General features: G+C 72.4%; 11 protein-coding genes. 8 read left to right on the top strand and 3 right to left on the bottom strand.

Going from position 1 to position 13,909, the window contains the following annotated elements:
- The first annotated feature begins 4 nt into the window (after positions 1–4).
- From rplU to ACFXKZ_RS23805, 5 genes are all read left to right on the top strand, one after another.
- On the top strand, positions 5–319 hold the full coding sequence (rplU, locus tag ACFXKZ_RS23825) for a 50S ribosomal protein L21 (RefSeq protein ID WP_078977259.1): 315 nt from the start codon (positions 5–7) through the stop codon (positions 317–319).
- 11 nt (positions 320–330) lie between these two features.
- Positions 331–585, top strand: a complete 255-nt coding sequence (gene rpmA, locus ACFXKZ_RS23820; protein ID WP_020550744.1) for a 50S ribosomal protein L27 — start codon at positions 331–333, stop codon at positions 583–585.
- A gap of 109 nt (positions 586–694) precedes the next feature.
- Positions 695–2,140: a GTPase ObgE gene (obgE, locus tag ACFXKZ_RS23815; RefSeq protein ID WP_380002957.1), complete on the top strand. Its 1,446-nt coding sequence runs from the start codon at positions 695–697 to the stop codon at positions 2,138–2,140.
- 144 nt (positions 2,141–2,284) lie between these two features.
- Positions 2,285–3,388: a glutamate 5-kinase gene (gene proB, locus ACFXKZ_RS23810; RefSeq protein ID WP_380003153.1), complete on the top strand. Its 1,104-nt coding sequence runs from the start codon at positions 2,285–2,287 to the stop codon at positions 3,386–3,388.
- Between the two features lie 45 nt (positions 3,389–3,433).
- Positions 3,434–3,838 carry a hypothetical protein gene (locus ACFXKZ_RS23805; RefSeq protein ID WP_380002956.1) on the top strand — a complete coding sequence of 135 codons (405 nt, stop codon included), beginning with the start codon at positions 3,434–3,436 and terminating at the stop codon, positions 3,836–3,838.
- Between the two features lie 31 nt (positions 3,839–3,869).
- Here ACFXKZ_RS23805 and ACFXKZ_RS23800 read toward each other — a convergent pair whose 3' ends face one another.
- The 3 genes from ACFXKZ_RS23800 to ACFXKZ_RS23790 all read right to left on the bottom strand — a co-directional run bounded on the left by ACFXKZ_RS23800 (position 3,870) and on the right by ACFXKZ_RS23790 (position 7,138).
- The gene (locus ACFXKZ_RS23800) at positions 3,870–4,919 is read right to left on the bottom strand and encodes a hypothetical protein (RefSeq protein WP_380002955.1); all 1,050 of its coding nucleotides are present in this window, start codon (positions 4,917–4,919) and stop codon (positions 3,870–3,872) included.
- Between the two features lie 169 nt (positions 4,920–5,088).
- Positions 5,089–5,748 (bottom strand): hypothetical protein, encoded by a 660-nt coding sequence (locus ACFXKZ_RS23795; protein WP_380002954.1) that lies wholly within the window; start codon positions 5,746–5,748, stop codon positions 5,089–5,091.
- 127 nt (positions 5,749–5,875) lie between these two features.
- Positions 5,876–7,138 (bottom strand): glutamate-5-semialdehyde dehydrogenase, encoded by a 1,263-nt coding sequence (locus ACFXKZ_RS23790; protein ID WP_380002953.1) that lies wholly within the window; start codon positions 7,136–7,138, stop codon positions 5,876–5,878.
- 125 nt (positions 7,139–7,263) lie between these two features.
- On the opposite strand from ACFXKZ_RS23790, the gene ACFXKZ_RS23785 reads away from it, so the two are divergent.
- From ACFXKZ_RS23785 to ACFXKZ_RS23775, 3 genes are all read left to right on the top strand, one after another.
- On the top strand, positions 7,264–8,808 hold the full coding sequence (locus ACFXKZ_RS23785) for a fatty acyl-CoA synthetase (protein WP_380002951.1): 1,545 nt from the start codon (positions 7,264–7,266) through the stop codon (positions 8,806–8,808).
- Positions 8,809–10,452: 1,644 nt separating this feature from the next.
- Entirely contained in the window at positions 10,453–12,171 is a 1,719-nt protein-coding gene (locus tag ACFXKZ_RS23780; RefSeq protein ID WP_380002950.1) for an ABC transporter transmembrane domain-containing protein, read from the top strand.
- On the top strand, positions 12,168–13,907 hold the full coding sequence (locus tag ACFXKZ_RS23775) for an ABC transporter ATP-binding protein (RefSeq protein WP_380002949.1): 1,740 nt from the start codon (positions 12,168–12,170) through the stop codon (positions 13,905–13,907). The genes ACFXKZ_RS23780 and ACFXKZ_RS23775 overlap by 4 nt, the downstream gene beginning before the upstream one ends.
- Positions 13,908–13,909 lie beyond the last annotated feature (2 nt).

The following is a 13,909-nucleotide window of genomic DNA, read 5'->3' as shown; positions in this document are numbered from 1 at the left end:
CACGGTGTACGCGATCGTTCGCGCCGGTGGCAGGCAGCACAAGGTTGCCATCGGTGACGTCGTCCAGGTCGACCGCATTCGCGGTGCGGCGGGCACGGCAGTTGAGCTCCAGGCCATTCTCGTCGTAGACGGTGAAGCCGTGACGAGTGACCCGTGGGTCCTCGCGGGTGTGAAGGTGACGGCCGAGGTCGTCGACCACACCAAGGGCAAGAAGATCGACATTCTGAAGTACAAGAACAAGACCGGTTACCGCAAGCGCATGGGTCACCGCCAGCAGCACACCCAGCTGAAGATCACCGGCATCAACTCCGGGAAGTAGGGAGCAGCGACATGGCACACAAGAAGGGTGCATCCTCCACCCGGAACGGCCGTGACTCGAACGCGCAGCGCCTCGGCGTCAAGCGCTTCGGCGGCCAGGTCGTCAACGCCGGCGAGATCATCGTCCGCCAGCGCGGCACCCACTTCCACCCCGGCACCAACGTCGGTCGCGGTGGCGACGACACGCTGTTCGCGCTGTCGGCCGGCGCCGTGCAGTTCGGCACCGCGCGCGGTCGCCGCGTGGTGAACATCGTCCCGGCGGAATAATCACGCCGCGGCATTCGCTTCGACACCCGAGGGCGGACCCTATTCGGTCCGCCCTCGGGTGTTTGTCCACAGTGTTCGCTCCCCGCTCGGGAGCCGAGGAGGAATCCACGTGACGACCTTCGTCGACCGCGTCGTGCTGCACGTCGCGGCGGGTAACGGGGGCCACGGCGTGGCCTCCGTGCACCGCGAGAAGTTCAAGCCGCTCGGCGGCCCCGACGGGGGCAACGGCGGTCGCGGCGGCGATGTCACGCTGGTCGTCGACGCCAACACCACCACGCTGCTCGAATACCACCACCACCCGCACCGCAAGGCCACCAACGGCAAGCCCGGCGCCGGCGCCAACCGCACCGGCCCCAACGGCAACGACGTGATCCTGCCCGTGCCGGACGGCACCGTGGTCAAGCGGCTGCTCCCCAACGGCGACGAGGAATTCGTCGAGGACCTGGTCGGCAACGGCGCCAGCTACGTGATCGCCCAGGGCGGTCGCGGCGGCCTCGGCAACGCCGCGCTGGCCTCGCCGCGCCGCAAGGCCCCCGGCTTCGCGCTGCTCGGCGAACCCGGCGAGGCCGGCGACTTCGTCCTGGAGCTGAAGACCGTCGCCGACGTCGCGCTCGTGGGCTTCCCCAGCGCCGGCAAGTCGTCGCTGATCGCCACGCTCAGCGCCGCGCGACCGAAGATCGCCGACTATCCGTTCACCACCCTCGTGCCGAACCTGGGCGTGGTCACCGCCGGCGACGTCGTCTACACCGTCGCCGACGTACCCGGCCTGATCCCCGGCGCGAGCGAGGGCAAGGGCCTGGGCCTGGAGTTCCTGCGGCACGTGGAGCGTTGCAAGGCGCTGGTCCACGTCCTGGACTGCGCGACGCTGGAGCCCGGCCGCGACCCGATCACCGACCTGGACACCATCGAGGCCGAACTCGCCGCCTACGGCGGCCTGGAGGACCGGCCCCGGATGGTCGCGCTGAACAAGGTCGACGTGCCCGACGGCAGCGACCTGGCCGACCTGGTCAAGGCCGAGTTGGAGGCGCGCGGGCTCCAGGTGTTCCCGGTCTCCGCGGTCAGCCGCGCGGGGCTGCGCGAGTTGTCCTTCGCGATGGCCGCCCAGGTACAGAGCGCCCGTGACGCGGCGCCGGCGCCGGAGGCCACCCGCATCGTGCTGCGCCCGACCGCGGTCGACGACAGCGGCTTCACCGTCACCCGGCGCGACGAGGCGTTCATCGTGCGCGGCGCCAAGCCCGAACGCTGGGTGCGCCAGACCGACTTCAGCAACGACGAGGCGGTGGGCTATCTGGCCGACCGGCTCGCCCGGCTCGGGGTCGAGGAGGCCCTGTGGTCGGCGGGGGCCGTTCCCGGCGCCGAGGTGGTCATCGGCGACGACGTCACCGGTGTGGTCTTCGACTGGGAGCCGACCGTCGCGGCCGGCGCCGAGATGCTGGGTCGACGCGGTGAGGACCACCGCCTGCAGACGCACCGCCCGGCGGTGGATCGGCGCCGCGAGCGTGAGGCGATCGAGACGCAGTACGAGGAGTTCGACCCGTTCTCGGACGACTCCTGACGCACGCCGTAGTCCGATGGCTTTCCCCCGACGGCGCGGTCCGGTGGATTCCCGCCGGCGCGCGGTCCGGGTGACCTTCTCGAATTTCCCGACCGGAAAGCGGGGCCTGAAGTGCACAGTGGGGTCGACGCGGCGCGCGAGGACGTGACCTCCGCGCGCCGCATCGTGGTCAAGGTCGGTTCGTCCTCGTTGACGACCGCGCAGGGTGGCCTGGACCCGGATCGGGTCGACGTCCTGGTGGACGTGATAGCGGCCAAGCGGGCCGAGGGGATCGAGGTCGTCCTGGTCTCCTCCGGTGCGATCGCCGCCGGCCTCGCGCCGCTGGGCCTGGCCCGCCGACCACGCGACCTCGCCACCCAGCAGGCCGCCGCGAGTGTGGGCCAGGGGCTGCTCGTGGCCCGCTATACCGCCTCGTTCGCCCGCTACGGCCTGCGGGTGGGCCAGGTGCTGCTCACCGTCGACGACGTCACCCGCCGCGCGCACTACCGCAACGCGTACAACACGCTGGACAAGCTGCTTGCGATGGGCGCGGTGCCGGTGGTCAACGAGAACGACACGGTGGCCACGGAGGAGATCCGCTTCGGCGACAACGACCGGCTCGCGGCCTTGGTCGCGCACGTCGTGCATGCCGATCTGCTGGTCCTGCTGTCGGATGTGGACGGGCTGTACGACGGCGACCCGGCGAAGCCGACGTCCTCGCGGGTTCCGTTCGTGAGCGGTCCGGCCGATCTCGAAGGCATCGAGATCGGCAAGGCCGGCAAGTCCGGGGTCGGCACGGGCGGGATGGTCACCAAGGTCGAGGCGGCGGGCATCGCCACCTCGGCGGGCATCCCCGTGGTGCTCACCGCGACCCGCTTCGCGTCCGACGCACTGGCCGGCAAGGACACCGGAACCCTCTTCCACCGCACCGGAGTTCGCACCGCCGACCGGCTCCTGTGGCTGGCCCACGCGAGCACCGCGCGCGGCCGGCTCGCGCTCGATCCCGGCGCCGTGCGGGCCGTGGTGGAGCGGCGCAGTTCGCTGCTGCCGGCGGGAATCACCGGTGTCCAGGGCGGTTTCGTCGCCGGCGATCCGGTGGACCTGGTTGACGAAAACGGTCACATCGTGGCCCGCGGGCTGGTCAACTTTGATGCGAAGGAACTGCCGGGCCTGCTCGGGCGATCCACGCGGGAGTTGGCCCGGGAGCTGGGTCCGGCCTACGAGCGCGAGGTCGTCCACCGCGACGACCTGGTGCTGCTGCGCCGCTGAGCGACGACCACCGAAGATCAGCAGCTCGCCGACGGGAGGCCGGCCGTGCCGGAGCGTGGGGACCGCCCCTGGGGACAGCCGACGACGCCGGCGCGGACCGAACCCGACGGCGCGGGCCGAATGTGGCACATCACGCTGACCCTGGCCGGCCCACCGGGCGACCCCGAGGACGTGCGGCGAGCACTGGAACGCCTCGCCCACGAACACCCGTTCCTACTCGCCGGCCGCTACGCCGCCGACCACGCCGAGGTGCGCTATTGGGAGGAGGCCCCCAACCTCCACGACGCCGCCGCGATCGCGCTGCGCCTGTGGGGCGAACACCGCCGGAGCGCGGATCTGCCCCCGTGGGAGCTGATCGGCCTGGAGGTCGTCGACCGCCCCACCTACCAAAAACGCGCCGCCGCCCCGGCCCCCCTCCCGATCCAACCGGGCCGCGTACAACCGTTCTGAGCGTGGGTACGACGCGCGCTGGGCGCGGCGGCTACGGCACCGTTGCCATGCGGGCGCAGGTGGTGGGCGGGGTGGGGTGGAAGGGGTCGATCCGTTCGGGCTGGGGTGGGGCGTCGGCCGGGGTGGGGCCGGTGAAGGTGGGGTGGAACCAGGTGGCGTTGTCCGGGGTGCAGGGCTGGGGGCCGGCCACGGTCAGGATGCGGCGGACCTGGAGGAGGCCGTCGTGCAACATCGGCGCATCGGTGTGGAAGTCCCAGACACGGTGCACCACGAAGCGGGTCCAGCCGGGGCCGCCGACTTGGGCGACGGCGTAGACGAGCACCACGTCGGCGGTGACCACGAGGTCGCGCTGCGCGTGCTCGGCGGCGGTGATCGTGCCGGTCGCGCGGGGTGCCGCGTCCAGGACCCGGATGGCCGTCGGGTCGAAGCGGGTGATCCAGCCGGTGGGCGCCGATACGTCGTCGTCGCGGGGGGCGACCAGGGCCGCGCCGAGTTGGTCGCGCTGTTCGCGGCGCAGCAGGGGCAGCGCCGCCCACGGCCGGCCGCCCGCCAGGACGGTCGGGTCGAGTTGGGTGCCGACCACGAACTCGCGGACCAGGTCGAGGGCTTGGCCCACCTGGCCGGCGGAGTAGTGGGCCGTTTCGCGGCGTTCGCCGACAACGATCCCGGCGACGCCCTGGGCCCAGCCCGCGGCCGGTCCGCCGGCCATCGGGTCGGCGGGCAGCGGGCCCGTCGCGTAGTCCGCGGGCGGGGTCAGCGAGACCCGTTGCAGGACGGCGGGGCCGACCTCCAGGTGCGATCCGGCGGTGCCGGCCCGCCGGGCGCCGAGGAAGGTCGCACCGCCGATCACCAGCAGGACGACCAGCGCACCCGCCACGCCGCGCAGCGTGCGCAGCCGGACGCCGAGCACCCGGCGCCGGCGGTGCGGTCGTTTGCCGGCGTGCAGCCGCTCCCGCGCGGAGGGCTCGTGCAGGTCCGCCGCACGGACGAAAGTCGCGTCGAATACGACGGCGCTGTACTCGTCCTCGCCGTCGGGCCCACCCCTGTTCGGGCCTTCGGGGGGTATTCCCCGTCCGGACATGGAATCAGCTTAAGTCGCGTGCGAGCGGGTGGATATGCACCCGGGCGCGGGGTTTGGGTCGGGTCTGCGGCGAGGTCGTGAACGGGGCCGTGCCTCCCGGAAGCGGCGGCGAGGACGCGAGCGGTGCCTTCCGGACCGGGTCCCCGGCTCCGCACGGCCCCGCCCCTTCTCAGCCGGGTCCCGAACGTGCCACCGCCGCCTGGGACGGTGCCGCCGTACCGCCGGCCGCGCCCGAATCCCCCGGCGCGACGGTTATTCGCACCTGGGAGGTGTCCTGGCCGGGCGGCGCCGGCACGGGGTTGTTGTCGGTCGTCGCGCTGCGACCGGTGCCCACCGACGGTTGCCGGGGCGCGGTCGGTCCCTGCGAGGATCCGCTGCGGTAGACGGCGGTGACCGCCATCGCCACCACGCCGACCCCCATCAGCAGGGCCAGCACCCAGGCCACGCCGCGCCGCCAGCGTGTGGTGCGCGCGGCCTTGGCCCACGGCTCGCCCGCGAACCAGGCCGGCACGTGCGGCAACATCGGCTCGGTGTCGTGTCCGGGTACGGTCCGGGCCCGCCACGGGTCCTCGCCGTCGGGTGGATACGTCCCGTCGTCGAACCAGTCGGAGCGGTCGGCCTGTTCGGCCGTCCGGTCGGTCCGCTCGGGCGCGGCCGCGGTGGGGGTGGGCGCAGCGTCGATCGCCGCGCCACGCTCGTTCGCCGAGGGTTCGTGTACGCGGGCCGCGCGCACGAAGGACTCGTCGAAGACGACGGAGGAGAGCTCGTCCTCCGAGAACTCGGGAAAGTCTGGGCCGTCCGGGAACTCTGGCCCTGGTGAATCGGGCACTCCTAGACAGTATTACCGCAGGCACTCCGATGGATACCGATTCAAGGCACCGGTCTGGCGCCCTTCGCCGCGCCGCTCCGGGACCCGGCTCGGCGCGCCGGGCCCGGACGGGTGGTTCCGGAGTCGATCAGGAACGCACGTGGCCGTCGCCGGTGACCACGTACTTCGTGCTGGTCAGCTCGGGCAGCCCCATCGGGCCGCGCGCGTGCAGCTTCTGCGTGGAGATGCCGATCTCCGCGCCGAAGCCGAACTGGCCGCCGTCGGTGAACCGGGTCGAGGCGTTGACCATCACGGCCGTCGAGTCGACCAGGGCCACGAACTCGCGGGCCGCGGCCTGCGAGGTGGTGACGATCGCCTCGGTGTGGCCGGAGGAGTGCCGGCGGATGTGCGCGACCGCGTCGTGCAGCGAGGGCACCACGGCGGCGGCGATGTCGTAGGACAGGTATTCGGTGTCCCAGTCGGCGTCGGTGGCGGGCACCACGTCGGCCGAGTAGGTCTGTACCGCGGCGTCGCCGTGTACGGTCACGCCCGCGTCCTTCAGGGCCGCGAGCGCGAGCGGGACGAAGGCGTCGGCCACGTCGCGGTGCACGAGCAGCGTCTCCGCCGAGTTGCACACGCTGACCCGGTGCGCCTTGGAGTTGACCAGGATGTTCACGGCCATCTCCAGGTCGGTCTGCGCGTCGACGTAGACGTGGCAGTTGCCCACGCCGGTCTCGATCACCGGCACGGTCGAGCCCTCGACCACGGTGCGGATCAGGCTCGCCCCGCCGCGCGGGATCAGTACGTCGACCAGGCCGCGCGCGGTCATCAGCTCCTTCACCGAGTCGTGCGTCTCGCCCGGCACCAGCTGGATGGCGTCGGCGGGCAGGCCGGCCGCGACGACCGCGTCGCGCATCACCGCGACGATGGCGGTGTTCGAGCGGTAGGCGGACGAGGAGCCGCGGAGCAGCACCGCGTTGCCCGACTTCAGGCACAGCGCGGCGCCGTCGACGGTGACGTTGGGGCGGGCCTCGTAGATGATCCCGACCACGCCGAGCGGCACCCGCACCTGGCGCAGCTCCAGGCCGTTGGGCAGGGTCGAGCCGCGCAGCACCTCGCCGACCGGGTCGGGCAGGCCGACCACGTCGCGTACGTCGGAGGCGATCGCGGCGATCCGCTCGTCGGTCAGGGTGAGCCGGTCGATCATCGCCTCGCCGGTGCCGTTGGCCCGGGCGCGCTCCACGTCCTCGGTGTTGGCCGCGACGATCTCCGCCGAGCGGGCCACGAGCGCGTCGGCGAGCGCGAGCAGCGCGTCGTCCTTGACCCGCCGGGTCAGTGGCGCGAGGACGGCGGCGGCCTCCCGGGCGCGACGGGCGGTGTCGAGGACTGCGGACGCTGCGCTGCTGGTCATGCCCGCAAGCCTACCTATCCGGGTCGGTGATCAACACGACGATTTCAGCGGGCGAGACGCTTCCGCCCGGCGGGTGGGCCGGACACAATGACGCCTCCACCCTTCACCGAGGCGAGGAGCCATCCGTGACCGCTGTCCAGGCCCGCCGGCACGGCATCGCCGACCTGCTCACGCGTACCGCCGCCCGGCTGCCGAACCGGCTCGCCGTGGTGGACGGCGAGCTGCGGCAGACCTTCGCCCAACTCGACGACACGGTCTCGCGCGCCGCCGGGGCACTGGCAGCACGCGGAATCGGCAAGGGCGACCGGGTGGTGCTGCTCGCCCGCAACTCGCACGGCTTCGTGGTGGCCTACTTCGCGCTGGCCCGGCTCGGCGCGATCTCGGTCCCGGTCAACTTCATGCTCACCGCGCCCGAGGTCGGCTACGTCCTGGAGCACGCGGGCGCGATCGCGGTGCTGGCCGGCCCCGAGCTGACCGCCACCGCCGACGCCGCCCTGGCCGGCCGCGAGGCGCTGCGCGTGGTACTCGGGCCGGCGGTTTCGGGGTGGGAGCCGTTCGCCGAGCTGATCGCCGAGGGCGGCCCGGTGCCGGATGTGGCGCTCCTCGACGACGACCCGGTTCAGATCATGTACACCTCGGGCACCGAGTCCCGCCCCAAGGGCGCGGTGATGACCAGCCGCAACCTGATCGCCCAGTACGCGACCGCGATCATCGACGGCGGGATGGCCGCCGACGACGTGGAGATCCACGCCCTGCCGCTCTACCACTGCGCGCAGTTGCACTGCTTCCTCACCCCGGACGTGTACCTGGGCGCGACGTCGATCATCCTGCCCGCGCCGGACCCGGCCACGCTGCTCGCCACGATCGAACGCGAGCGGGTGAGCAAGCTGTTCTGCCCGCCGACGGTGTGGATCGCGCTGCTGCGCCACCCCGACTTCGACACGCGGGACCTGTCCGGGCTGCGCAAGGGCTACTACGGCGCGGCAGCGATGCCGGTCGAGGTGCTGGGCGAACTGCGGCGCCGGTTGCCGCGGTTGCGGCTGTACAACTTCTACGGCCAGACCGAGATGTCGCCGGTGGCCACCATCCTGGGCCCGGACGACCAGGAGCGGAAGGCGGGTTCGGCGGGCCGCGCGGGGCTCAACGTCCAAACGGCCGTGGTCGACGACGAGGACCGCCCGGTACCGGCCGGCGAGGTCGGCGAGATCGTGCACCGCGGCCCCCACACGATGCTCGGCTACTGGAACGACCCGGACCGCACCGCCGAGGCCTTCCGCAACGGCTGGTTCCACAGCGGCGACCTCGGCGTACTGGACGCGGAGGGCTACCTCACGGTGGTCGACCGCAAGAAGGACATGGTCAAGACCGGCGGCGAAAACGTGGCCGGCCGAGAGGTCGAGGAGGCCATCCACGCCCACCCGGCGGTAGCGGAGGCGGCGGTCTTCGGCGTCCCCCACCCGTACTGGATCGAGGCGGTCACGGCGGTGGTCGTCCCGCGGCCGGGCGAGCGGATCACGGAGGAGGAGGTCGTCGAACACTGCAAAACCCGCCTGGCGGGCTTCAAGGTCCCCAAGTATGTGGTGATCGCCGAGTCGCTCCCGAAGAACCCCAGCGGCAAAATCCTCAAACGCCAACTCCGGGACCAGCACGCGAAGCTGGCTTCCGAGTAGCGCGCCGGCATCCAAGGCCGGGCAGATCGGGTCGGGTTCCGCCGGGCGTGCGTTCGCTGGTGGGTCGGGTTTGTTTCGGCGTGTGTTGTGCTTGGGGTTGCGGGCCGGCCGGTGCGGGGCTGGTTCGGGTCGTGGGGTGGGCCGCCGGGCGGTGCGGGGCTTCGGGTGTGGGCTTGCGTCGGGGCGGGGGCCCGGGTCGGGGTGAAAAGCGACCAGCGGCGGGTGGCAGAGAAGGGGGTCGAGTTGGGTTCCGCCGGTCGTGCGTTCGCTGGTGGGCCGGGTTTGTTTCGGCCTGCCTTGCGCTTGGAGTTGCGGGCCGGCTGATGCGGGGCTGGTCCGGGTCGTGGGGTGAGTTGCCACCGGCGTGCGGGGCTCCGAGACCCGGGGTTTCCTGCGGGACAGGTGTACTGCTCGACGAAAAAGCGGCCGGCGGCGGGGCAGGAAGGGCGGTCCTGTCGAGTCCTCCGGGGTGCCTTTCCGAGTGGGTCGTTGGGGTTCGGAACCGGATCGCAAAGGGTGGTTGTGGGCTTTGAGCTTCCGTGACCTGCGGTTTTGCGCGGTTGGGATGGAAAGTCGGGCGCCGAGTGCTGGTTTCGTGTGTTCCGGCCCCCTCGGCGCCGGCGTGGAGACCGAAACCGCACAGTCGGAACCGGCTTCGGGAGCTGCGACCCCACAGAGGCCGTCGAAGAGACCGAAAGTGCCCGCAGGAGCCAAACCCGGATCCCGAGGCACCTGAAATGTCCCCTGCCTTCACTGACCTGCGGTTTTCTCTCACGCCGAGGCAACAGCACCCCGCACGATCCGGGTTCGTGAACCTTCGTCACCCACATGCCCACCGCCCGCCGGAAAACGCCCGGCCCACTCGGGAGGCCCCTCGAAGAACCCGACCCAACCCCCCGCCCGCTCCCCCGCGCTGCCGGCCGGTTTCGTCAAGCAACACACCCGCCTCGCCAGAAGCCGGAGCCTCGGAGCCCCGCACGCCGGCGGCGGCCCCCACCGACCCGAACCAACCCCGCACCGGCCGGCCCGCAACCCCAAGCGCAACGCACGCCGAAACAAACCCGACCCACCAGCGAACGCACGACCGGCGGAACCCAACCCGACCCCCCACCCCGCCACCCGCCGCTGGTCGCCTTTCACCCCGACCCGGGCCCCCGCCCCGACGCAAGCCCACACCCGAAGCCCCGCACCGCCGCCGGCAACCCCACGACCCGCACCGGCCCCGCGCCAGCCGGCCCGCAACCCCAAGCACCACGCACGCCGAAACAACCCGACCCACCCGGGAACGCAAGCCCGGCGGAACCCAACCCGACCCCCTCCTCTGCCACCCGCCGCTGGTCGCCTTTCACCCCGACCCGGGCCCCCGCCCCGACGCAAGCCCACACCCGAAGCCCCACACCGCCCGGCGACCCACCCCACGACCCGGACCAGCCCCGCACCGGCCGGCCCGCAACCCCAAGCACAACACACGCCGAAACAAACCCGACCCACCCGGAAACGCACAACCGGCGGAACCCGACCCGACCCCCACCCAACCACCCGCCGCAGCCCGCTTTTTCGCCAAGCAACACACCCGCTTCCCAAATGGAGGCCGGGAATAATGCGTGGAACGTGACCCGGGTCGCGGGTTAGCGTCGCTGGACAATGCGAACGTTTCCCGTCGCCGACCCCGGCGATCCCGATATCCGGTCGGCGGGCCGCTACCTGCTCTGGCTCGCCGCTCGCACCCGGCGGACGATTGTCATGGGCATCGTCTGGGCGTCGGTGTGGATGGTGGCCCAAGCCCTCATGCCCGCCGCCGTCGGCCGGGCGATCGACGCTGTCGAGGCGCGGGACGAGGGTCGGCTGTACGCCTGGTCCGGCGTGTTGCTCGGGATCGCCGTGCTGATCGGCTTCACGGGCATCATGCGCCACCGCAACGCCGTCGCCAACTTCCTCGACTCGGCCTTTCGTACCATCCAGCTCGTCACCCGGCACGCCGCCCGGCTCGGTGCGGTGCTGCAACGCCGGATCGCCTCCGGCGAGGTGGTCGGCGTCGGCACCTCCGACGTGGACGCGATCGGCTCGACCCTGGACATCACCGCGCGCGGCTGCGCCTCGGTGGTCACGCTCGCCGTGGTCGCCGTCGTGCTGTTGCAGATGTCGGTACCGCTCGGGTTGCTGGTCCTGATCGGTGTGCCGCTGCTGATGGGTCTGGTCTCGCTGCTGCTGCGGCCGCTGCACCGGCGCCAGAACGCCTACCGCGAACTGCAGTCCGGGCTGGCCGATCGGGCCGTCGACATCGCGTCCGGGCTGCGGGTGCTGCGCGGCATCGGCGGTGAGCGCAGCTTCGGGGCCCGCTACCGGCGCGAATCGCAGGAGTTGCGGGTGGCGGGCGTACGCACCGCCAAAATCGAATCGATGTTGGAGGCCGCGCAGTTCCTGGTGCCCGGCTTCTTCGTCGCGTTCGGTACGTGGCTGGCCGCCCGGTTCGCCCTGGACGGCCGCCTGACGGTCGGTCAGATGGTGTCCTTCTACGGCTACGCGGCGTTCCTGACCGTCCCGCTCTCCACCCTCACCGAGTTCGCCGACCGCGTCGTCCGCGGCCACGTCGCGGCCCGCCGTGTGGTGCGCGTGCTCGGCCTCGCGCCGGGCGTCGAGGACCGCCCCGACCCGCTCGCCTGGCCGGCGCCCGGCGACCTGGTGGACCGGCGCTCCGGCCTGGTGGTCCGGCCCGGCGTGCAACTCGGCATCGCCTGCGAGGACCCGCAGGACGCGCCCGCGCTGGCCGATCGGCTCGGCCGCTACGAGGACGCCGACGTCTTCTACCACGACGTGCCGCTGGCCGACCTCGCGGTGGCCGACGTGCGCGAGCGGATCCTGGTCGCGCACCACGACGCCGGGCTGTTCTCCGGGCCGCTGCGCCGCGAACTGACCCCAGGCGGCGGGGGCGGGGGCGGCGTCGACCTCGACGAGGCGGTCGAGGTGGCCTGCGCCGCAGACGTGATCGACGCGCTGGACGAGGGCCTGGACACCGAGATCGCGGCCCGCGGCCGGGAGTTCTCCGGCGGCCAGGTACAACGCCTGCGCCTGGTACGGGTGTTGGTCGCCGACCCGCAGACGCTGGTGCTCATCGAGCCGACCAGCGCGGTGGACGCGCACACCGAGGCCCGGATCGCCGGCCGGCTCGCCGCGCACCGGCGCGGGCGTACCACGGTGGTCGCCACCACCAGCCCGCTCGTCCTGGACACCATGGACGAGGTCGCCTACGTCCAGGACGGCAAGGTCATGGCGGTCGGACCGCACCGCGAACTACTCGCGAACGAACCGGGATACGCGGCACTGGTCACCCGTGTCGACGACGACGAGGAGGGGAACGCGTGAGCGCGCGCCGCCTGTTGCCGGTGGCCCCGGCCGCCGAGGTCGGCCGGCACGCCGTACGGCTGCTGCGCGAGCGGCAGCGCGACCTGATCCTGACCGTGCTGTTCTACGCACTCGCCGCAGTGGCCGGACTGGTCGCGCCGCGCCTGCTCGGCGTATTGATCGAGAAGGTCCGCGACGACGCCCCGACCCGGACGATCGACCTGCTCGGCCTGGGCATCGCCGGCGCGCTGCTGCTCCAGGCGCTGATCGTGCGTCAGGCGGCGGTGGCTGCGGCGCGGCTCGGCGAGGGCCTGCTCGCGCAGGTCCGCGAGGAGTTCGTGGAGCGCATCCTGGACCTGCCGCTGTCCACCGTCGAGCGGGCCGGCTCCGGCGACCTGCTCGGCCGGGCGAATCGCGACGTGGCGGCGATGTCCCGCTCGGCCCGCCGCGCGGTGCCCTCGGTGCTGGTCGCGGCCGTGACGATCGTGCTGACCTTCACCGGGCTGCTGCTGCTCAACCCGCTGCTGGCGCTGCCGCTGCTGATCACGGTGCCGCTGCTGATCCCGGTCACCTGGTGGTACCTGCGCCGGGCGCCCGCGGGCTATCTGCGCGAGAACGCCGCCTGGGCGCAGGTGACCGACTCGCTCGCGGAGACGGTCGAGGGCGCGCGTACGGTCGAGGCGCTGCGGCTCGCCGATCGGCGTCGGCGGCGCGGTGACGACGACGTCGGCAAGGCGTACGCGGCCGAGCGCTACACGCTGTGGCTGCGCACCATCTGGTACCCGACGGTCGACTTCGGCTACATGTTGCCGGTGGTGGCGACCACGGCCTTCGGCGGCTGGGCGTACCTGCACGGCTGGGCCACGCTGGGCGAGGTGGCGACCGCGGTGTTGTACGTGCAGTTGATCATCGGACCGATGGACGAACTGCTCAACTGGCTGGACGAGGTGCAGATCTCGGCGGCCTCGCTGGCCCGACTCCTGGGCGTGGCCGACGTGCCGTCCGACCGCGAACCCACCGACGCCAAGCCGGTGGACGAGACGCTGACCGTGCGCGATGTGCGGTTCGCGTACGACTCGGGGCGCGAGGTGCTGCACGGCATCGACCTGACCGTGCGACCGGGTGAGCGGATCGCGATGGTGGGGCCGAGCGGGGCCGGAAAGTCCACGCTGGGGCGGCTGTTGGCCGGGGTCAACGGGCCGACGTCGGGCAGGGTGGAGGTGGGCGGGGTACCGCTCGTCGGCTTGCCGCTCGACGAACTGCGCGGTCGGGTCGCGCTGGTGACCCAGGAACATCATGTGTTCCGGGGCACGTTGCGGGACAACCTGCTGCTGGCGCGCGAGGACGCCGACGACGACGCGGTGTTGGCGGCGTTGCGCGCGGTCGACGCGGACTGGGTGGCCGGGCTTCCCGCCGGGGTGGATACCGAAGTCGGCCCCAAGGGCTACGAGTTGTCGGCACCTCAGGCGCAACAGCTGGCGCTGGCCCGGTTGGTGCTGGCCGACCCGCACACGCTGGTGCTGGACGAGGCGACGTCGCTGATCGACCCTCGGGCGGCCCGGCACCTGGAGCGGTCGTTGGGCGCGGTGATCGAGGGCCGAACGGTGATCGCGATCGCCCACCGCCTGTACACGGCGCACGACGCGGACCGGGTCGCGGTGGTCGAGGACGGCCGCATCACGGAGCTGGGCAGCCACCGGGAGCTGATCGCGGCCGACGGGGCGTACGCGGCGCTGTGGCGGTCCTGGCACGGGTGAGG

Origin of the sequence: Embleya sp. NPDC059237, assembly GCF_042754105.1 — a bacterium.
Taxonomy (GTDB): Bacteria; Actinomycetota; Actinomycetes; order Streptomycetales; family Streptomycetaceae; genus Embleya.
This window is presented reverse-complemented; position numbering and strand designations above follow the sequence as displayed.

Coding starts and splice junctions, on each gene's coding strand:
- ACFXKZ_RS23790 (WP_380002953.1), bottom strand. CDS start 7,138: ATGACCAGCAGCGCAGCGTCCGCAGTCCTCGACACCGCCCGTCGCGCC.
- ACFXKZ_RS23800 (WP_380002955.1), bottom strand. CDS start 4,919: ATGTCCGGACGGGGAATACCCCCCGAAGGCCCGAACAGGGGTGGGCCC.
- rpmA (WP_020550744.1), top strand. CDS start 331: ATGGCACACAAGAAGGGTGCATCCTCCACCCGGAACGGCCGTGACTCG.
- ACFXKZ_RS23780 (WP_380002950.1), top strand. CDS start 10,453: ATGCGAACGTTTCCCGTCGCCGACCCCGGCGATCCCGATATCCGGTCG.